The organism is Streptomyces sp. NPDC029956, assembly GCF_055574655.1.
On sequence record NZ_JBVHZJ010000020.1, the window covers coordinates 42,378 to 62,146 of the forward strand.

The following is a 19,769-nucleotide window of genomic DNA, read 5'->3' on the forward strand; positions in this document are numbered from 1 at the left end:
ACGTACTCCATCCGTTATGCGGACGGGGGTTCCATGGAGCGGAACCGTCCCCTAGATTTCCCCACCATTACCGAGGTGATCAGTGAGGGGACCGGAATCGCCATGCCAGAAGCGACACAAGGGAAACAACCCACCATCACACCCCTGAGAGTGGCGATCGCGCTCTGTCTGTTCGCGCCGTTCGTGGCGATGCTCTGGGTGAGTTCGTACGCGAAGGCCGAACCGCTCTTCGCCGGCATCCCGTTCTTCTACTGGTACCAGATGCTCTGGGTGCTGATCTCCACCGCGCTCACCATGGTCGCCTACAAGCTGTGGCAGCTGGACCAGCGTGCCCGCAAGGGGGGTGACGAGCGATGAAGGACGGCGTGAACGGCGTCGCACTCGCCGTCTTCATCTTCTTCTTCCTGGCCGTCACGGTCATGGGATTCCTCGCCTCGCGCTGGCGGAGGGCCGAGAACGAGAACAGCCTCGACGAATGGGGCCTGGGCGGCCGGTCGTTCGGCACCTGGGTGACCTGGTTCCTGCTCGGCGGCGACCTCTACACCGCGTACACCTTCGTCGCCGTCCCGGCGGCCATCTACGCGGCGGGCGCGGCAGGCTTCTTCGCCGTGCCGTACACGATCCTGGTCTACCCGCTGATCTTCACCTTCCTGCCGCGCCTCTGGTCGGTCTCGCACAAGCACGGGTACGTCACCACCTCGGACTTCGTGCGCGGCCGCTTCGGTTCCAAGGGCCTCTCCCTCGCGGTGGCGGTCACCGGCATCCTCGCCACCATGCCGTACATCGCGCTCCAGCTCGTCGGCATCCAGGCCGTCCTGGACGTGATGGGCGTCGGCGGCGGCGAGAACACCCACTGGTTCATCAAGGACCTGCCGCTGCTCATCGCCTTCGGTGTCCTCGCGGCGTACACGTACTCCTCGGGCCTGCGCGCCCCCGCGCTCATCGCCTTCGTCAAGGACACCCTGATCTACATCGTCATCGCGGTGGCGATCATCTACATCCCGATCAAGCTGGGCGGCTTCGACGAGATCTTCGCCAAGGCGGGCGAGGCGTACGCGCAGACCAACCCGGCGACCGGCAAGCCGCGCGGCTCGCTCGTCCCCGGTGAGGCCGGCCAGTGGACGTACGCGACGCTGGCGCTCGGCTCGGCGCTCGCGCTGTTCATGTACCCGCACTCCATCACGGCGACGCTGTCGTCCCGGAGCCGTGAGGTCATCCGCCGCAACACCACGATCCTGCCGCTGTACTCGCTGATGCTGGGCCTGCTCGCGCTGCTCGGCTTCATGGCGATCGCCGCCGGGATCCAGGTGAAGAACGGCCAGCTCGCCATCCCGCAGCTGTTCGAGACGATGTTCCCGGACTGGTTCGCGGGCGTCGCGTTCGCCGCGATCGGCATCGGCGCGCTCGTACCCGCCGCGATCATGTCGATCGCCGCGGCCAACCTCTTCACCCGCAACATCTACAAGGACTTCATCAAACCGGACGCCACCCCGGCCCAGGAGACCAAGGTCTCCAAGCTGGTCTCGCTGCTCGTGAAGGTCGGCGCGCTCGCCTTCGTCCTCACCATGGACAAGACGGTCGCGATCAACTTCCAGCTGCTCGGCGGCATCTGGATCCTGCAGACCTTCCCGGCCCTCGTCGGCGGTCTCTTCACCCGCTGGTTCCACCGCTGGGCGCTGCTCGCCGGCTGGGCCGTCGGCATGATCTACGGCACGGTCGCCGCCTACGGGGTCGCCAGCCCCACCCAGAAGCACTTCGGCGGCTCCTCCGCGGAGATCCCGGGCATCGGCGAGATCGGCTACATCGGTCTCACCGCCTTCCTCCTCAACGTCCTCGTCACGGTCGTCCTGACCTTCGTCCTCAAGGCCGTGAAGGCCCCCGAGGGCATCGACGAGACCTCCCCGGAGGACTACACGGCCGACGCGGGCGACCGCGGTGTCGACCCGAAGCTCCCGAAGGTCGGCGCCGAGACCCACTGATCCGGCGCCGGACCTGACGAAGGCCGCCCTGCCCCACCCGGAGGCATGGCGGCCTTCGCCGTCCCCGGGCGAGGATGCGGGACATGCGCACCCGACCACTCCTCGCCCCGCTCGCCCTGCTCCCCTTCACCCTCGCCCTCGCCGTCACCGGTTGCGGCACCGAGACGGCGGGCGGCCCCCCGACGCCCGACGCGGCCGAGCTGGACGCCCGTGCCCGCTGGGCACAGACCGACAAGGACCATGTGTACGTCACCGAGGCCGAGGGCTTCGAAGCCTCCCGGATGGCGTCGGGGGTCGTCGGCGACGACGGCTTCCAGGTCTCCTACCTGCGGAAGGACGGCGTCCGCCTGACCGTCTCCGCCGAGCGCCGCCCCTTCTCGGAGAAGGAGTGCGCCGCGGCGGACAGCGCCGGGTCCGACGGCTGCGTCCGGGACGGAGACCGCTGGTACCTCCGCTCCCCCGGGCAGCACGCGTACGTACGCACCGAGAACGGGCTGCGCGTCGAGGTCGCCGCCCCGCTCACGGTGGACCGGAAGGCACTCCGGGGCGCCGCCGAGCGCACCCACCGCGCCGACGCCGCCGACCTCGACGCCGTCCTGCCGGAGCAGACGGGCGGCGGGCGGCCCGTCGGACGCGGCGACCTGCCGCCGGTGGGCGACGGCGCACCCGACAACTCGGTGGGGGCCGGCGGCTGAGACCCGCTGGGGGCCTCCGGGCCGCCGGAGGCACACTGCCCTCATGGACTTCACGATCAGGGCGGTACGGCCCGAGGACCACGAGGCGCTCGGTGAACTCACCGCGGGGACCTATCTGAACGACGGGCTGCTGAAGTACGGGGCGGAGGACTCGTATCTGCACGTGCTCCGGGACACCGCCCGGCGGGCGCGCGAGAGCGAGGTGCTCGTCGCCGAGGACGGCGACGGGCGACTGCTCGGCGGGGTGACCTTCGCCACCGGCTCGACCCCGTGGGCGGACATCGCCGTCGAGGGCGAGGCCGAGTTCCGGATGCTCGTGGTCTCCCGGGAGGCCCGCGGCCGGGGCGTCGGAGAGGCCCTCGTACGGGCCTGTATCGACCGCGCACGGGCCCTCCCCGGGTGCCGGCGCATCGTGCTGTCCACGGACGCCACGATGGTCTCCGCGCACCGGATCTACGAGCGTCTGGGCTTCGTCCGCACCCCGGACCGGGACTGGGAGCCCCTCCCCGACCACCGCCTGCGCACCTACTCCTTGGAGTTCTGAGCCGGGGGGGGCGACACAACATGTGGGGGGTTCCGCAAGCGGCGCCCCCCACATGTATGCTCATCCTCGCTGTCGACGCAGGGGAATCCGGCGCGAATCCGGAACTGTCCCGCAACGGTGTGCTTCGTACGGATACGACGTATTCGGGCGAGGTGAGTCCGAGGACCTGCCGCCAGCGCATCCGGTCCGTCCGTTCCGGGTGCCAACGACGTCCGGGCCTCGCGGAGTGGGCCGGTGGAAGCGTCGCGTCCGGCGTTACGGATGCCCGCATGCCCGCCATCCCCCGCCGCGGCCCCGAGCCGAGCGAGGGAGAGCCCCCACGTGACCATCGCGCCCGCCGATCCGGCTTCCGCCGAGGCTTCCGCGGTCGAGAGCGACGGCCCCGGGACCGTGCTGCTGCGGACCCTGACCGACCTCACCGCCGATCTCCCCGACACCGACCCCGGCAAGGTCGCCGCCGCCGCACTGCGCGGCCGCAGCGCAGTGGCGGACGAGGCGGAACTGCGCGAGCTGGCCACCGAGTCGGCCGCCGGTCTGATCGCCGAGGACCCGGCGTACTCCCGGCTCGCCGCCCGGCTCCTGACGATCACGATCGCCGACGAGGCCGCCGGCCAGGGCTCCTTCTCCTTCTCGGCCTCCGTCGCCGTCGGTCACCGCGAGGGCCTGATCGCCGACCGCACCGCCGAGTTCGTCGCGCTGCACGCGGACCGGCTCGACGCGACGATCGACGCGACCGCCGACGACCGCTTCGGCTACTTCGGTCTGCGCACCCTCTACTCGCGCTACCTGCTGCGCCACCCGATCACCCGCAAGGTGGTCGAGACCCCGCAGCACTTCATGCTCCGTGTGGCCTGCGGCCTCGCCGAGGACGACAGCGTCCGCGCGCTCGACGAGGTCACCGCCCTCTACCGCCTGATGAGCCGGCTCGACTACCTGCCGTCCTCCCCCACGCTCTTCAACTCCGGCACCCGCCACCCGCAGATGTCCTCCTGCTACCTCCTGGACTCCCCGCAGGACGAGCTGGACTCCATCTACGACCGCTACCACCAGGTCGCGCGCCTCTCGAAGCACGCGGGCGGCATCGGCCTCTCCTACTCCCGCATCCGCGCCCGCGGTTCGCTGATCCGCGGCACCAACGGGCACTCCAACGGCATCGTGCCGTTCCTGAAGACCCTCGACGCCTCCGTCGCCGCCGTGAACCAGGGCGGCCGCCGCAAGGGCGCCGCCGCCGTCTACCTGGAGACCTGGCACGCGGACATCGAGGAGTTCCTGGAGCTCCGCGACAACACGGGCGAGGACCAGCGCCGTACGCACAACCTGAACCTGGCGCACTGGATCCCCGACGAGTTCATGCGCCGCGTCAACGCCGACGCCGACTGGTCGCTGTTCTCCCCCTCGGACGTGCCCGAGCTCGTCGACCTGTGGGGCGCGGAGTTCGACGCCGCCTACCACAAGGCCGAGGCCGCGGGCCTGGCCCGCAAGACGATGCCGGCCCGCGACCTGTACGGCCGCATGATGCGGACCCTGGCCCAGACCGGCAACGGCTGGATGACCTTCAAGGACGCCTCGAACCGGACGGCCAACCAGACCGCCGAGCCCGGCCACACCGTCCACTCCTCCAACCTCTGCACGGAGATCCTGGAGGTCACCGACGACGGCGAGACCGCGGTCTGCAACCTGGGCTCGGTCAACCTCGGCGCCTTCGTCGTCGACGGCGACATCGACTGGGAGCGCCTCGACTCCACCGTCCGCACGGCCGTCACCTTCCTCGACCGGGTCGTCGACATCAACTTCTACCCGACCGAGCAGGCGGGCCGCTCCAACGCCCGCTGGCGCCCGGTCGGCCTGGGCGCGATGGGCCTCCAGGACGTCTTCTTCCAGCTGAAGCTGCCGTTCGACTCCGCCGAGGCGCGCGCGCTGTCCACCCGTATCGCCGAGCGCATCATGCTCGCCGCGTACGAGGCCTCCGCCGACCTCGCCGAGCGCAGCGGTCCGGTCCCCGCCTGGGACAAGACCCGCGCCGCCCGCGGTGTGCTCCACCCGGACCACTACGAGGTCGAGCTGAACTGGCCGGAGCGCTGGGCCGCGCTGCGCGAGCGGATCGCCGCCGTCGGCATGCGCAACAGCCTCCTCCTCGCCATCGCTCCGACCGCGACGATCGCCTCGATCGCCGGCGTGTACGAGTGCATCGAGCCGCAGGTCTCCAACCTGTTCAAGCGCGAGACGCTCTCGGGCGAGTTCCTCCAGGTCAACTCGTACCTGGTCGACGAGCTGAAGGAGCTCGGCGTGTGGGACGCGCAGACCCGTGAGGCGCTGCGCGAGTCCAACGGCTCGGTGGCCGGCTTCACCTGGGTCCCGGCCGAGGTCCGCGAGCTGTACCGCACGGCGTGGGAGATCCCGCAGCGCGGCCTGATCGACATGGCCGCCGCCCGGACCCCGTTCCTCGACCAGTCGCAGTCGCTGAACCTGTTCCTGGAGACGCCGACGATCGGCAAGCTGTCGTCGATGTACGCGTACGCCTGGAAGCAGGGTCTGAAGACCACGTACTACCTGCGCTCCCGTCCGGCGACCCGGATCGCCCGCGCCGCCCAGGCCGCGGCGCCCACCGCCGCCACCATCCCCGTCCAGCAGGCGACCCCCGACGCGGACGCCCTCGCCTGCTCCCTTGAGAACCCCGAGTCCTGCGAGGCCTGCCAGTAATGAGCACCAACGAGAAGAAGAACCTCCTCGACCCGGGCTTCGAGCTGACCCTCCGTCCGATGCGCTACCCGGACTTCTACGAGCGCTACCGCGACGCGATCAAGAACACCTGGACCGTGGAGGAGGTCGACCTCCACTCGGACGTCGCCGACCTCGCCAAGCTGACCCCGGCCGAGCAGCACATGATCGGCCGACTGGTCGCGTTCTTCGCGACGGGCGACTCGATCGTCTCGAACAACCTGGTCCTGACGCTCTACAAGCACATCAACTCCCCGGAGGCGCGCCTGTACCTGTCGCGCCAGCTGTTCGAGGAGGCCGTGCACGTCCAGTTCTACCTGACGCTGCTCGACACCTACCTGCCCGACCCGGACGACCGCGCGGCCGCGTTCGACGCGGTCGAGGAGATCCCCTCCATCCGCGAGAAGGCGCAGTTCTGCTTCAAGTGGATGGACTCGGTCGAGAAGATCGAGCGCCTGGAGACGGCCGCCGACCGCCGCCGCTTCCTGCTGAACCTGATCTGCTTCGCCGCGTGCATCGAGGGCCTGTTCTTCTACGGCGCCTTCGCGTACGTGTACTGGTTCCGGTCCCGCGGCCTGCTGCACGGCCTCGCGACCGGCACGAACTGGGTCTTCCGCGACGAGAGTTGTCACATGGACGCCGCCTTCGCGTTCGTCGACACCGTGCGGGAGGAGGAGCCGGATCTCTTCGACGACGAACTCGGCCGCCAGATCACCGACATGATCAAGGAAGCCGTCGAGGCGGAGCTGCAGTTCGGCCGCGACCTCTGCGGTGACGGCCTTCCCGGCATGAACACCGAGTCGATGCGCGAGTACCTCCAGTGCGTCGCCGACCAGCGCCTCGTACGCCTCGGCCTCCCGCCGGTGTACGGCTCCGGCAACCCCTTCTCCTTCATGGAGCTCCAGGGCGTCCAGGAACTCACCAACTTCTTCGAGCGCCGCCCGTCCGCCTACCAGGTGGCGGTCGAGGGCTCGGTGGACCTGGACGAGGACTTCTAGGACTCCGCCGCACGCAGAAGGGCCCCGCACTCGGGTGAGTGCGGGGCCCTCCTCGTACGCGTACCGGCGATCAGGCGTTCGGCACCGTCTCGTAGCGCGGGGTGCCCTCTTCCATCTGGCGCAGGGCGTCCTTGCGGTCCCGCTTGGAGAGGCGGTCGATGTACAGGTAGCCGTACAGGTGGTCCGTCTCGTGCTGGAGGCAGCGGGCGAAGTAGCCCGTGCCGCGCACCTTGATCGGGTTGCCCTGGGCGTCCTGGCCGTGGACCTCCGCGTAGTCGGGGCGGGCCAGCTCGGCGTAGGCGGTCGGCACGGAGAGGCAGCCCTCGTTGGACTCGTCGAGGACGCGCAGCTCGGCCGGGAGCTCCTGGAGGACCGGGTTGACCACGACACCGGTGTGCCGGGCGCCCTCGTCGTCGGGGCAGTCGTAGACGAAGACCTTGAGGTCCACGCCGATCTGGTTGGCGGCGAGGCCCACGCCCTCGGCGGCCTTCTGGCTGGCGAACATGTCGTCGATGAGCGCCGCGAGCGAGTCGTCGAACTCGGTGACGTCCTTGCACTCCTTGTGGAGCACCGGGTTGCCGACCACCGTGATCGGGCGGGCCGTGCCGCGCTCACGGTGAGCGAGCTCCCGCTCCTCGCAGTTCTCCGTGTCCACGACGAACCCGTCGTTGATCTGCGTCTGCTCGTCCGTCTCCTGCTGCGCCATGTCCGGCCGCGCCTTCCTGAAAACCCGATTCCGTCGGAAGACAGCCTACGGGCCCGGCAGGGAACGCTCAGCAGACCTCTTCGAGATCGCGCCACTCACGGCTGTCGGGACTGTCCGCCACCCAGCCGTCGAGGAGCCCGCGGACCAGGCCGGCCGGGGCCGCGATGCCGCACTCCCGCTCCGGGACCCACAGCTCGCCGGGCGAGCGGTGCCCGAGCGGCCCGGGGTGGCCCGGCTCGCTGTGGTCGTGCGGGTCGGAGTGCTCGCCCTCGCCCTCGGCGCTCGGCATGGTCGACTCGGAGCAGGCGCGACAGAGCAGCCGCACGGAGGACGACCAGTCCTCCGCGGCGAAGCCCGCTTCCGCGGCGAGCTGCTCCAGGGCGTCCCGGTCGGCCTCGGTGGCGGCCTCCAGGAGCACCACCCAGGTGGGAACGGGTGAGGGGGCCCACAGCTCGATCTCGTCGAAGACCGGGTAGGAGGGGCCGGCGGTGGTGGTGCGCTCGCCGTTCGGGACGCCGTCGTGGAGGACGACCTCGCCCCAGCGGCGTCCGGAGGACGGCAGCGGAATGGAGAGGACCTCGATCCGGGCGGGGTCGAGCCGGCGGCCCCACACGACCTCGGCCTCGCCCTCGGGCGACAGCCGGACGGCGGCGCTGCCCAGCTCCATCCCGGCGGGCTCACCGGTGCCCGCGGCGGCGCCGGGGACCTTCAGTCCGTAGGCCTGCCAGGCGCGGCGGGCCAGCGGCCAGTCCTGGAGGGCGGTCGCGGCGATGCCCACGTTCCACCAGTCGGGGGCGCCGCTCTCCTTGTCGAGCAGGGCGACGGCACGGAGCCCGGCGGCGCGCGCCTGCTCCCAGTCGTGCCGGAACTTGTGCAGCAGCGCCAGGTTGAACCAGGACTCCGAGAGCCAGGGCTCCAGATCCGCCGCGCGCGTCAGGAGTGCGCCCGCGTCCTCGTACCGGCCGTCGCCGATCAGCGTGAACGCGCGGTCGGTGGCCTGCCGCCATGAGGCGGAGGGCCGATGCCGTACCTTCCCGAAGATCTTCACGATTCCCGCCTGCCGGTCGCTTCACCCTCTTGTTCGCATCCAACCATGCCCGGTCGGACGCGCGCTCATTACCCATGGGTTACCCAGTGGCGACGGAGGTCACCCCAGCGGCTCCGCCCCGCGCCAGGACCCTGGCCAGGCATTCGACGACATCCGGGTGATGGTCGCGGGCGGTGCCGAGCCTGAGCCGTTCCAGGGCGTCGAGGGCGGCGCCCGCGCCCTCGCCGCCCGCGAGGTCGTCGTAGGCGTTCACGGTGCGGACGATCCGGGCGGGCAGCGGCTGCTCGCGGTACGGGTCGGCCTGGCGCTCCACGACGACGGCGACGGCCTCGGGGACACCGGTCCTGCGGACGACCTCGCCGCCGAGGAGGGCGATCCGGCGCTGCTCCTCGGCGGGCAGGAGGGCGGTGGCTCCGCCGGCGACGGGGTCGACGAGGGAGAGCTGGCCGATGTCGTGCATGAGCGCCGCGTGCTCGAGGACGGCCAGCTCGGCGCCGGAGAGGCCCAGCTCCCGTCCGACGGCGGCGCTGAGGGCGGCGACGCGGTGGGCGTGCCCGTGCGGGGTGCAGCCGGCGATCTCGGTGGCGCGGGCGAGGGAGGCGATGGTCTGCCGGTTGACCGTGCGCACGGCGGCGTACCGCCGGAAGGAGACCTGGGTGAGCAGCAGCGGTACGGCGAGCACGGGCAGCGCCCAGAGTCCGGCGGCGGCCACGCCGAGTGCCATGACGGTGCCGGTGGCGCCGACGGCGGAGCCGATGCCGAGGAGGGCGCGCAGTTCGTCGCGGAGGAGGGGGCCGTACGGGAATCCGGTGCGGGCGCGGAGCACGAGGGCGGCGAGGACCGCGTCGCAGAGGGCGGTCAGGAGGAGGAGCAGGACGAGGAAGAGGGCGTACGCCGGGCCCTGGCCGAGGTGGTCGACGACGGCCCCGGAGTTGTAGAGGGGCTGGAAGCAGAGCGCGGCGAAGCCGACGGTGAGGACGCGGCGGGCGAGGTCGTCGAGGCCGGGCCCGCGGCCGCGGGCGATGTGGGGGACGATCCCGGCGAGGCCGGCGGCGACGACGACGGCGACGATCTGGAGGACGCCGTGGGTGGTGGCGGTTCCGGCGCTCGCTCCGAGCAGGGCGTAGGCGAGGGCCCCGGCGGCGGCGAGCGGCGCGGGCTCTCTCCCTCCGGGCGCTTCGTGCACGGGGTGTGCGCCCGTGCCGGGTGCGGTGCCCCAGCGGGCGAGCTCGCCGAGGACGATGAGGGTGCCGAAGGCGAGGGCGTTGCCGGGTTCGTCGACGCCGTACCAGAGGGTGGAGGCGAATCCGGCGAGGCTGAGCAGGAGTGCGGCCCCGTACACGGCGCCGACGGTGACGGCGCCGGGCCTCATGCACGCTCCTTGGGCCTGGTCCCGGGTGCTTCCGGTTGCCGCGGGGCCCGTGGTGGTCTCGGTTCCCGCGGGGACTCCGGTTCTCTGGGTTGCCGGGCGGCCTTCGATGCTTCCGGTCGCCGTGCGGCCTTCGGCGCTTCCGGTCGCCGGGCGGCCCGGGTGTCGCGGGGCGGCGGCACGTTCCCGTCGGCCGGGCCGGCCGGTGCGGTCTCGTCGGCGGTGACGGCGGGCTGCCAGCCGTGCCGGTCCAGGGCGCGGACGAGGGCGGCGACCATCCGGGCGTCGAACTGGCTGCCGGCGCACCGTTCCAGTTCGGCGACGGCGGTCGGCACCGGGCGGGCCCGGCTGTAGGAGCGGGTGGAGGTCATGGCGTCGAAGGCGTCGGCGACGGCCACCACCCGGGCGAACTCGGGGATCTCGTCGCCGTGCAGCCCGTACGGGTAGCCGCTGCCGTCCATGCGTTCGTGGTGGTGGAGGATCGCGGCCCGTGCCTCGCCGAGGAAGCCGATGCCGCGGACCATCTCGTGCCCGTACTCCGGGTGCAGTTCGATGATCCGGCGTTCCTCGGGGGTGAGGGGGCCGTCCTTGCGGAGGACCCTGGTGGGGACGCCCAGTTTGCCGACGTCGTGGAGGATGCCGGCGAACCGCACGACGTCGAGCCGCTCCTCCGCCATGCCCAGTTCGCGGGCGATCAGGACGGAGGCGTGGCCGACGCGTTCGCTGTGGCCGCGGGTGTAGCGGTCCTTGATGTCGACGGCCTGGACGAGGGCGCGGATGGTGGCCTGGTGGGCGGCGCGCTCGCGGTGGTACTGGGCGAAGACCCAGCACGAGATGTACATCGGGAGGAGTACGAAGAGGGCCGACACGGGTCCGTACGTGCTGCGCCAGAGGACGGCCATCATCAGTCCGGCGAGCCCGTGCACGGCGTGCGGGGCGAGCGCGCGGCCGAGGAGGCCGCGCCAGGCGGCGCGCGGGGGCAGCCCGTCGGCCGTCGCGCGGATGCCGCCGTCGAGGGCGGTCAGGGCCAGGCAGAAGGTGAGCGCGGCGCCGCCGGCGGGCAGCAGCGCGTACGGGAAGTCGGGGGCGTCGTGGCCGTGTCCGAGGGCCTGGGCGCAGCCGAGGGCCCGGGCCACCTGGGCGGCGGCCCAGGTGGCGAGGGCGGTGGCGGCTGCCCGCCAGGCGCGGCGGGGGGCGGCCGGGGGTTCGTCGACGCGGGCGAGGAGGCTGCCGGGCAGGGCGGTGAGCGCGGCGGCGGCGGGCGGCAGGAGGAGGGCGGCGGCGAGGAGGACGGGGAAGAAGGAGCCGGTGCCCATGGGGACGGAGCCTCCGAGCGCGCGGCCGATGAGGCGGCAGCGGGCGGGCAGTTCGCAGAGCGCGTACAGGGCGGCGAGGAGCGCGACCGTGGCCCAGGGGGTGGCCGCGCCGGGGTGCAGGGCGGGCAGGGCGGAGGCCCCGGCGCCCAGCAGGGCGCAGCCGATGTACACGCGGGCCGCGCGCGGAATGACCTTCACGCCCATCATCCCCGTCACGGTAGCGAGTTGAACGGCCCGTGACGGCGGGGTGGAGCGGATTCGCACCATCGGGTGATACAAGCTGATATACGAAGGAGGCCGCCGCGATCGCGTCGCGGCAGCCTCCTTTCCCCTCTGCGGAAGGGGGAGTTACTCCTGGGTCGCCGGTGTCGTCGGCACGATCGGCGCGATCTCCTGCTCGGGCACCAGGTGCCCGGAGCGGATCAGGTCGATCCGGCCCATGACCTTGGACCGCAGGTCGGTGGGGACGTCGTCACTGCCGCAGCAGCGCTTGACGAGCTTCTTCACTGCCTGCTCCAGGCCGTACTTCTCCAGGCAGGGGGAGCACTCCTCGAAGTGCACCTCGAACTTGGTGCAGTCACTGTCGGGCATCTCGTTGTCGAGGAACTCGTACAGATGATCCAGGACTTCCGAGCAATCCGTCTCGTGCGGCTCTCCGCAGCTCATGAGCCCGAGCCTTTCAGATCGTTCGACGACTCTCCGGCGCCCGCGGGTACCAGCCCGCGGTCGCGGGCGTAGTCCTCGAGCATGCCGCGCAGCTGGCGGCGACCCCGGTGCAGTCGGGACATCACCGTACCGATGGGTGTCCCCATGATGTCCGCGATCTCCTTGTACGCAAAGCCCTCGACATCCGCGAGATAGACGGCGATGCGGAACTCCTCGGGAATCGCCTGGAGGGCTTCCTTCACGTCGGAGTCCGGGAGGTGGTCGAGCGCCTGCGACTCGGCGGAGCGCAGGCCGGTCGACATGTGCGACTCGGCGCGCGCGAGCTGCCAGTCCTCGATCTCCTCGGCGGCGCTGCGCTGGGGCTCGCGCTGCTTCTTGCGGTACGAGTTGATGAAGGTGTTCGTGAGGATGCGGTACAGCCAGGCCTTGAGGTTCGTACCCTCGCGGAACTGGTGGAAGGATCCGTACGCCTTGGCGTAGGTCTCCTGCACCAGGTCCTCCGCGTCCGCGGGGTTGCGCGTCATGCGCAGTGCGGCGGAGTACATCTGGTCGAGGTAGCCGAGGGCGTCCCGCTCGAAGCGCGCGTTGCGCTCCTCGGTCGTCTCCTCGGGGCCGTCGTCGGTCCCTGTGTCGGTCCCAGTGACCGGACCCACCTCCTCCAGCGCGGCGGCGAGCCCGGGGGCGGACCCGCTCGTTTCGGAGGATAGACGAGGAACCGCTCCGCCCGCCGCCCGAATCAGGGCTCCCTTGGGCGCGGGCAGCACTGTCCAGTCGAGGTCAGCGGCCTGCGCGCGCTCCGGGCAGATGGTCGAACCCATGCGACGGACTCCCTCTTCTTGCTCTCACACCGACGCCCGGAACAACAGTGGCCCCCCGCTCGACATTCCCGGTCCGTCAGCGGAGGGAGAGGATCCATTCGGCGACTCCGTCCGCCAGGAGCACCATCGCCTCGTCCTGCCCGAGCGGCGCCCGTCTGGGCAGGGCGAAGCCGTGGTCCCCGTACGGGATCTCGACGAGGCGGTGCGGGCCTTCCGGGAACTCCGCGGGCCGTCCGAAGGGGTCGTTGCCGCCCTGGACGACGAGCGTCGGCAGGTCGCTGCCGAGGAGCTCGTCGGCCCGGGACTTCTCCGGCCTGCCCGGCGGGTGCAGGGGGAAGCTCAGCGCGAGGACGGCGAGCGCGCCGAGCTCGCGTCCGGTGCGGCAGGCGACCCGGGCGCCGGCGCTGCGGCCGCCCGCGATCACCGGGAGTCCGGGCCGGGCGAGGGCGGGCCAGAGGCCCCGCCAGCCGGTGTCCAGGGTCTTGGGGGCGGGTGCGACCTTCTTGCCCGCCACCCGCCAGGGCTGCTCGACGAGGGCTACGGTCACGCCCCGGGCGGGCAGCGCGGCGGCCAGGGCCTGGAGGTCGCGGGCCTCGATGCCGCCGCCGGCGCCGTGGCCGAGGGCGAGGACGGCCCACGGCCGCGTGCCTCGGGGCCCTTCGTGCCAGGCGACGCGGGCTTCCCCGGCGTCGGTGGAAACGGTCTCGTACTGTGTCACGTCGGTCACGCTCCCATCCTGCCGTCGGCCGGCGCGCGGGGCGGCCTCGGAGACGGCGGGGCGGGCTCCGAGACGGCCTCGGAAACGGCGGGGCGGCCTCCGAGACGGCCTCGGAAACGGCGGGGCTTCGGAAGCGGCAGCCTCCGAAGACGGTCCCGGACATGGCGGCCGGGGAAGGCGGCCTCAGAAGAGCGTGCCGACCTCCGGGCCCTCCAGCTCCGTGAGGAGCTCGGGCCCGTTGTTGCGGACGTTGCTGACCGTGGTCGCCACCGGGTAGGCCCGCATCAGGCCCTCCGGCGGCGGGGCGAGCAGCCCGCGCAGCTCCTCGGGCTGTGTGGTGGCCGGGTCGAGCCAGGCGTCCCAACGGTCCTCGGTGAGCATCAGCGGCATCCGGGGGTGGATGTCGGCGAGCGAGTGCGGGCCCTCGGCCGGGGCCACGCCCAGCGGCCCGGCCTCCGCCTCGGTGGTGATCACCGAGCAGGTCACCCACCACGCCAGGGGGTCGCCGTCGGGCAGGGTCCGGTCGCGCCAGAACTCGTACAGGCCCGCCATCGCGAAGACCGAGCCGTCCGCCGGGGTCACGAAGTACGGCTGCTTGCGGGGCCGCTTCTTCTTCCCCTCGACCTCAAGGTCCCGCTCCCCCGACCCGGTCACCCACTCGTAGTAGCCGTCGGCGGGCAGGATGCACCGGCGGGTCGAGAAGGCCCGCTTGAAGGAGGGCTTCTCTTCCAGGGTCTCGGCGCGCGCGTTGATCATCCGGGCGGCGCCCTCCGGGGACTTGGACCAGGACGGGACGAGGCCCCATTTCAGCGCACGCAGCTGGCGAACCGGACGCCGGGATTCTGCGTCTTTCAGGGGACGCTCCAGAACGGCCCAGACCTCCTTGGTGGGGGCCACGTTCCAGTCCGGGGCCAGAGTCTCCTCCGGCTCCCACTTCTCCACACCGAAGAGTCCGACCAGATCCTCCGGCCGCCGACTCGCTGCATACCTTCCGCACATACGTGCCACACTGCCACGATCCCGAACCCGACCGAGGAGCCGTCCGAGAAATGACAGAGATCCTCGGCACCCAGCAGGCCCCGGACGAGTGGATCGTCTACGCCACCGCCGCGTGCGCGCTGGCCCTGGTCGTCTTCCGCACCCTCTGGCTGCCCGCCCGCAACGCGATCACCATCGCCCACGAGGGCGGTCACGGACTCGTCGCCCTGGCCACCGGCCGGCGGCTCGAAGCGATCCGGCTGCACTCCGACACCAGCGGACTGACCGTGAGCCGGGGCCGCCCGACGGGCCTCGGCGTGATCCTCACCCTGGCCGCCGGCTACCCCGCGGCCCCGTTGCTCGGCCTCGGCGGCGCCGCCCTGCTCGGCACCCGCCACGTCACCCTGCTCCTGTGGATCGCCACCGTCCTGCTCCTCGCGCTGCTCGTGATGGTCCGCAACGCGTACGGCGTCCTCACCGTCCTCCTGACGAGCGCCGCCTTCCTCGTCGTCTCCCTGCTGGCCGGCCCCGAGGTCCAGGGCGCCTTCGCCTGCGCGGCGGTCTGGTTCCTGCTCGTCGGCGGCGTCCGGCCGGCCTTCGAGCTCCAGGCGAAGCGGCGCCACGGCGGCGCCCCCGACTCGGACGCGGACCAGCTCTCGCGGCTCACCCACGTGCCCGCCGGGGTGTGGCTGGTCTTCTTCCACGCGGTCTCGATCTCCGCCCTGATCGGCGGCGGGCGCTGGCTCCTGGGCTTCTGACTCCCCCGTACAGTGAGTCCATGACCGCAGCCACCTCCGCGCACATCGACCCGCCCACCGACCTCTGGCCCGCCCCGTACGCCCGCGGCGCCGTCGACGCGACCGTCACCGTGCCCGGATCGAAGTCGGTCACCAACCGCGCCCTGGTCCTCGCCGCGCTGGCGTCCGAGCCGGGCTGGCTGCGCCGCCCGCTCCGCTCCCGCGACACCCTCCTGATGGCCGAGGCGCTCCGCACCCTCGGCGTGCGGATCGAGGAGGGCGTGGGCCCCGACGGATCCGGCGAGGCCTGGCGGATCATCCCCTCCCCGCTGCGCGGCCCCGCGACCGTCGACGTCGGCAACGCCGGCACGGTCATGCGCTTCCTGCCCCCGGTCGCGGCGCTCGCCGACGGCCCGGTGCGCTTCGACGGCGACCCCCGCTCCCACGAGCGCCCGCTGCACGGCGTGATCGACGCACTGCGCGCGCTCGGCGCCCGCATCGACGACGAGGGCCGCGGCGCACTCCCCCTGACGGTGCACGGCGCCGGTGGCCTGGACGGCGGCCCGGTCGAGATCGACGCCTCCTCGTCCTCCCAGTTCGTGAGCGCCCTGCTGCTGTCCGCGCCCCGCTTCAACCAGGGCGTCGAGGTACGGCACGTGGGGTCGCGGCTGCCCTCGCTGCCGCACATCCGGATGACGGTCGACATGCTGCGCGCGGTCGGCGCCCAGGTCGACGAGCCGGAGCACGGCGGCGCCCCGAACGTGTGGCGGGTGGCCCCCTCCGCGCTGCGCGGCCGGGACCTGGTCGTCGAGCCCGACCTGTCGAACGCGCAGCCGTTCCTGGCGGCGGCCCTGATCACCGGCGGCCGTGTGACGGTCCCGGACTGGCCGGTGCGGACCACCCAGCCCGGTGACGCGCTGCGGGAGATCTTCACCGAGATGGGTGGTTCCTGCGAGCTGACCGACGCGGGCCTGACCTTCACCGGCACGGGCCGGATCCACGGCATCGACGTGGACCTCGGCGAGGTCGGCGAGCTGACGCCCGGCATCGCGGCGGTCGCGGCCCTCGCGGACTCCCCGTCGACCCTGCGCGGGGTGGCCCATCTCCGGCTGCACGAGACGGACCGGCTGGCGGCGCTCACCAAGGAGATCAACGAGCTGGGCGGCGACGTGACCGAGACCGAGGACGGTCTCCACATCCGCCCGCGCCCGCTGCACGGCGGCGTCTTCCACACGTACCACGACCACCGCATGGCGACGGCGGGCGCGATCATCGGCCTCGCGGTCGAGGGCGTGGAGATCGAGGACGTGGCCACGACGGCGAAGACCTTGCCCGACTTCCCGAGGATGTGGACCGAAATGCTCGGGGCCTGAACCATGCGGCGTTACGGCAAGCACACCGACGAGGACGACATCCGCCAGCGGCCCAACCGCAAGGGCACCCGTCCCCGCACCACGATCCGCCCGAAGCACGAGGACGCCGTCGAGGGCATGGTCCTCACCGTCGACCGCGGCCGGCTGACCGTCCTGGTCGACGACCGGGCGGTGACCGCGATGAAGGCGCGCGAGCTGGGCCGCAAGGCCGCCGTGGTCGGCGACCGCGTCTCGCTCGTCGGCGACCTGTCCGGCGAGAAGGACACGCTCGCCCGGATCGTGCGGATCGGCGAGCGCAGCTCGGTGCTGCGCCGCACGGCCGACGACGACGACCCGTACGAGCGGGTGGTCGTCGCCAACGCCGACCAGCTGGCGATCGTCACCGCCCTCGCCGACCCCGAGCCGCGCCCGCGTCTGATCGACCGCTGTCTGGTCGCCGCGTACGACGGGGGCCTCACCCCGCTGCTGGTCCTCACCAAGTCGGACCTGGCGCCGCCGGACGACCTCCTCGGCATGTACGGGGCGCTCGGTGTGCCGTATGTGGTGACCACGCGCGACGAGTTCGTGGACGGGGTCGCCGCCGAGCGGGTCCACGAGCACCTCAAGGGCCGGACCACCGCGTTCGTCGGGCATTCCGGTGTCGGCAAGACGACTCTGGTCAACGCCCTGGTCCCGCCGGAGCGGCGGCGGACCACCGGTGTCGTCAACGCGGTCACGGGCCGCGGCCGGCACACCACCACCTCCGCGCTCGCCCTGCCGCTCAACGACAAGGAGGGCGGCTGGGTCATCGACACCCCGGGCGTCCGCTCCTTCGGTCTGCACCACGTCGACCCGTCCCGGGTCATCCTCGCCTTCCCCGACCTCGTCCCGGGTACGGAGAACTGCCCGCGCGCGTGCAGCCACGACGAGCAGGACTGCGCGCTCGACGCGTGGGTGGCGGAGGGGCACGCCGATCCGGCGCGGCTCGTCTCGCTGCGCCGGCTGCTCGCGACCCGGGAGCGGCGCGAGGGCGACTGAGCCCCTGTGCCGCCCTGCCCGGGCGGTACCGCCGAGCCGCCCGCGTTTGCGAGCGGCCGCGCCGTTCACGTTTACGGACGACCACGGCCGGTAAGTGCATAATCGCACCAAGTGCGACGAAGCAGTCACCGACGGCGTGGGAGGCACTGACGATGGCGTGGCTGCTGGTGGTGGTGGCGGGCTTTCTGGAGACGGGGTTCGCGGTCTGCCTGAAGCTCTCGCACGGATTCACCCGGCTGTGGCCGACGGTCGCGTTCGCGGCCTTCGCCCTGGGCAGCTTCGGCCTCCTGACGCTCGCCCTGCGGAAGCTCGACGTGGGTCCCGCGTACGCGGTGTGGACCGGGATCGGGGCGGCCGGGACGGCGATCTACGGGATGATCTTCCTCGGTGACGTGGTCTCCACGCTCAAGATCATCTCGATCAGCCTGGTCATCGTCGGCGTGATCGGGCTCCAGCTGTCCGGCTCGGCGCACTGACCCTCCGCCCGCCACCCCCCGATCGAGGGGACCGTGGGCGCCACGACATGACTGAGGGCCAGCCGGACGGCGAGTTCGCAGCCCGCCGCCCACCGCTCCCCCGCGCAGGCCGCGGTCGCCGCCACCAGTTCGCCCGGCGCGGGCGGCCCCTCGTCCGCGTGACGCTGTGCGGGAACGGCCGCGGGGCGCGCGCCGGGTCTGGCGGGCCGGGGCGCGGGCAGCCGCTCGTCCCAGGCGCCGGTGAGCAGGGCCCGCAGCACGGGCCGGGAGGCGGCCCGGGTGACGATCCACTCGACGACGGCGACCAGGTTCCGTTCGGGCGGGGCCGGGGCGGCGAGCAGCCGCCGGACGCCCTGGAGATAGGTGTCGGCCTCCCGGTGCACCAGGGCGCGGGCGAGGCCTTCCTTGCTGCCGAACTCGTTGTAGAGGGTCTGCCGGGAGACCCGGGCGGCCACGGCGAGGTCGGCCATGCGGACGGCGGACCACGGCCGGTGCGCGAGCGCCGCGAGCGCGGCGTCGAGCAGGGCCTCGCGGGCAGTCGGCATCGGCGCCTCCCGGACGGGGAATCGTTTCCGTGCTCAGCGTCGGCAGGCGTCCCCGCACTGTCAAGGGGCGCCGGTGGACGGTTCTCCGTGCGGGGATCACACGGAGATAGAGTGCCGACCATGGCCGACTACCACGATGATCTGCGTCTCGCCCATGTCCTCGCGGATGCCGCCGACGCGGCCACCATGGACCGGTTCCAGGCGCTCGACCTCAAGGTCGAGACGAAGCCGGACATGACTCCGGTGAGCGAGGCCGACAAGGCCGCCGAGGAACTGATCCGGGGGCAGCTCCAGCGCGCCAGGCCGCGCGACGCGATCCTGGGCGAGGAGTACGGCGTGGAGGGCTCGGGCCCGCGCCGCTGGGTGATCGACCCGATCGACGGTACGAAGAACTACGTGCGCGGGGTACCCGTCTGGGCGACCCTGATCGCGCTGATGGAGGCCGGGGAGACCGGCTTCCAGCCGGTGGTGGGCGTGGTGTCGGCCCCGGCGCTCGGCCGGCGCTGGTGGGCGGCGAAGGGCCTCGGGGCGTACACGGGGCGCAGTCTCGCCTCGGCGAGCCGGATCGGCGTCTCGAAGGTCGCGTCCCTGGAGGACGCCTCGTTCGCGTACTCCTCGTTGAGCGGCTGGGAGGAGCAGGGCCGCCTCGACGGTTTCCTGGACCTCACGCGCGCGTGCTGGCGGACGCGGGCGTACGGCGACTTCTGGCCGTACATGATGGTCGCCGAGGGCTCGGTGGACATCTGCGCGGAGCCGGAGCTGTCGCTGTGGGACATGGCCGCCGTGGCGGTCGTGGTCCAGGAGGCGGGCGGTACGTACACGGGCCTGGACGGCCGGCACGGTCCGCACAGCGGAAACGCGGCGGCGTCGAACGGTCTGCTCCACGGCGAGCTGCTGAGCTACCTCAACCAGGAGAACGCGGAGGGCTGATCGCCCCGCCGCGCCAGGTCGAGCACCCGCGTTCGAGCGCCCTCGACACTCCCCGGGGCGCCTCGCGCGCCCCCTTGTCGGGCCCCTCCCCCGGTGCCACTCTGAGAGTCCCCCCACTTGTGAACTTGTGAATCGGTT

General features: G+C 72.2%; 20 protein-coding genes and 1 riboswitch. Of the genes, 11 read left to right on the forward strand and 9 right to left on the reverse strand.

The features are described from left to right. Window positions 1–102: 102 nt before the first annotated feature. The 6 genes from ACZ4XX_RS18240 (at window position 103) to ACZ4XX_RS18265 (ending at window position 6,934) form a co-directional block, all read left to right on the forward strand. Complete coding sequence (locus ACZ4XX_RS18240; RefSeq protein ID WP_468508885.1) at window positions 103–357, forward strand: DUF3311 domain-containing protein; 255 nt, start codon at window positions 103–105, stop codon at window positions 355–357. Further along, window positions 354–1,979, forward strand: coding sequence for a monocarboxylate uptake permease MctP (gene mctP, locus ACZ4XX_RS18245; RefSeq protein WP_468508886.1), 1,626 nt, complete (start codon window positions 354–356; stop codon window positions 1,977–1,979). The genes ACZ4XX_RS18240 and mctP overlap by 4 nt, the downstream gene beginning before the upstream one ends. A gap of 83 nt (window positions 1,980–2,062) precedes the next feature. Then, window positions 2,063–2,674 carry a hypothetical protein gene (locus tag ACZ4XX_RS18250; RefSeq protein ID WP_468508887.1) on the forward strand — a complete coding sequence of 204 codons (612 nt, stop codon included), beginning with the start codon at window positions 2,063–2,065 and terminating at the stop codon, window positions 2,672–2,674. A gap of 43 nt (window positions 2,675–2,717) precedes the next feature. Beyond that, window positions 2,718–3,218: a GNAT family N-acetyltransferase gene (locus ACZ4XX_RS18255; RefSeq protein ID WP_468508888.1), complete on the forward strand. Its 501-nt coding sequence runs from the start codon at window positions 2,718–2,720 to the stop codon at window positions 3,216–3,218. Window positions 3,219–3,240: 22 nt separating this feature from the next. Beyond that, a riboswitch (cobalamin riboswitch) is annotated at window positions 3,241–3,406 on the forward strand. A 133-nt stretch (window positions 3,407–3,539) separates the two neighbouring features. Beyond that, entirely contained in the window at window positions 3,540–5,918 is a 2,379-nt protein-coding gene (locus tag ACZ4XX_RS18260; protein ID WP_468508889.1) for a ribonucleoside-diphosphate reductase subunit alpha, read from the forward strand. Continuing rightward, a complete protein-coding gene (locus tag ACZ4XX_RS18265; RefSeq protein WP_468508890.1) occupies window positions 5,918–6,934 on the forward strand; it encodes a ribonucleotide-diphosphate reductase subunit beta in 1,017 nt (338 codons plus the stop codon). Before ACZ4XX_RS18260 ends, ACZ4XX_RS18265 begins: the two co-directional genes overlap by 1 nt. A gap of 70 nt (window positions 6,935–7,004) precedes the next feature. Here ACZ4XX_RS18265 and def read toward each other — a convergent pair whose 3' ends face one another. The 8 genes from def to ACZ4XX_RS18305 all read right to left on the reverse strand — a co-directional run bounded on the left by def (window position 7,005) and on the right by ACZ4XX_RS18305 (window position 14,574). Next, window positions 7,005–7,640 carry a peptide deformylase gene (def, locus tag ACZ4XX_RS18270; RefSeq protein ID WP_468508891.1) on the reverse strand — a complete coding sequence of 212 codons (636 nt, stop codon included), beginning with the start codon at window positions 7,638–7,640 and terminating at the stop codon, window positions 7,005–7,007. A 67-nt stretch (window positions 7,641–7,707) separates the two neighbouring features. Then, on the reverse strand, window positions 7,708–8,688 hold the full coding sequence (locus ACZ4XX_RS18275; RefSeq protein ID WP_055600922.1) for a tetratricopeptide repeat protein: 981 nt from the start codon (window positions 8,686–8,688) through the stop codon (window positions 7,708–7,710). 79 nt (window positions 8,689–8,767) lie between these two features. After that, window positions 8,768–10,060, reverse strand: coding sequence for an HD-GYP domain-containing protein (locus tag ACZ4XX_RS18280; RefSeq protein ID WP_468508892.1), 1,293 nt, complete (start codon window positions 10,058–10,060; stop codon window positions 8,768–8,770). Then, a complete protein-coding gene (locus tag ACZ4XX_RS18285; protein ID WP_468508939.1) occupies window positions 10,057–11,571 on the reverse strand; it encodes an HD-GYP domain-containing protein in 1,515 nt (504 codons plus the stop codon). The genes ACZ4XX_RS18280 and ACZ4XX_RS18285 overlap by 4 nt, the downstream gene beginning before the upstream one ends. A gap of 150 nt (window positions 11,572–11,721) precedes the next feature. Continuing rightward, complete coding sequence (gene rsrA / locus ACZ4XX_RS18290) at window positions 11,722–12,039, reverse strand: mycothiol system anti-sigma-R factor (RefSeq protein WP_468508893.1); 318 nt, start codon at window positions 12,037–12,039, stop codon at window positions 11,722–11,724. Further along, complete coding sequence (locus tag ACZ4XX_RS18295; protein WP_030207302.1) at window positions 12,036–12,692, reverse strand: sigma-70 family RNA polymerase sigma factor; 657 nt, start codon at window positions 12,690–12,692, stop codon at window positions 12,036–12,038. Before ACZ4XX_RS18295 ends, rsrA begins: the two co-directional genes overlap by 4 nt. Before the next feature lie 241 nt (window positions 12,693–12,933). Next, entirely contained in the window at window positions 12,934–13,575 is a 642-nt protein-coding gene (locus ACZ4XX_RS18300) for an alpha/beta hydrolase family protein (RefSeq protein ID WP_468508940.1), read from the reverse strand. A gap of 183 nt (window positions 13,576–13,758) precedes the next feature. Then, window positions 13,759–14,574: an SOS response-associated peptidase gene (locus ACZ4XX_RS18305; protein ID WP_468508894.1), complete on the reverse strand. Its 816-nt coding sequence runs from the start codon at window positions 14,572–14,574 to the stop codon at window positions 13,759–13,761. Window positions 14,575–14,624: 50 nt separating this feature from the next. Between ACZ4XX_RS18305 and ACZ4XX_RS18310 the strand changes: the two genes are divergently transcribed. The 4 genes from ACZ4XX_RS18310 (at window position 14,625) to ACZ4XX_RS18325 (ending at window position 18,156) form a co-directional block, all read left to right on the forward strand. Next, the gene (locus ACZ4XX_RS18310) at window positions 14,625–15,311 is read left to right on the forward strand and encodes a M50 family metallopeptidase (protein WP_468508895.1); all 687 of its coding nucleotides are present in this window, start codon (window positions 14,625–14,627) and stop codon (window positions 15,309–15,311) included. 20 nt (window positions 15,312–15,331) lie between these two features. After that, a complete protein-coding gene (aroA, locus tag ACZ4XX_RS18315; RefSeq protein ID WP_468508896.1) occupies window positions 15,332–16,663 on the forward strand; it encodes a 3-phosphoshikimate 1-carboxyvinyltransferase in 1,332 nt (443 codons plus the stop codon). 3 nt (window positions 16,664–16,666) lie between these two features. Continuing rightward, a complete protein-coding gene (rsgA, locus tag ACZ4XX_RS18320) occupies window positions 16,667–17,680 on the forward strand; it encodes a ribosome small subunit-dependent GTPase A (protein WP_468508897.1) in 1,014 nt (337 codons plus the stop codon). Window positions 17,681–17,832: 152 nt separating this feature from the next. Next, window positions 17,833–18,156, forward strand: a complete 324-nt coding sequence (locus ACZ4XX_RS18325; RefSeq protein ID WP_266969090.1) for a DMT family transporter — start codon at window positions 17,833–17,835, stop codon at window positions 18,154–18,156. Here the strand turns inward: ACZ4XX_RS18325 and ACZ4XX_RS18330 are convergent. Continuing rightward, complete coding sequence (locus tag ACZ4XX_RS18330) at window positions 18,048–18,701, reverse strand: TetR/AcrR family transcriptional regulator (protein ID WP_468508898.1); 654 nt, start codon at window positions 18,699–18,701, stop codon at window positions 18,048–18,050. The two genes, ACZ4XX_RS18325 and ACZ4XX_RS18330, sit on opposite strands and share 109 nt — an antisense overlap. 120 nt (window positions 18,702–18,821) lie before the next feature. On the opposite strand from ACZ4XX_RS18330, the gene hisN reads away from it, so the two are divergent. Continuing rightward, a complete protein-coding gene (gene hisN / locus ACZ4XX_RS18335) occupies window positions 18,822–19,631 on the forward strand; it encodes a histidinol-phosphatase (protein WP_318209117.1) in 810 nt (269 codons plus the stop codon). Window positions 19,632–19,769: the final 138 nt, after the last annotated feature.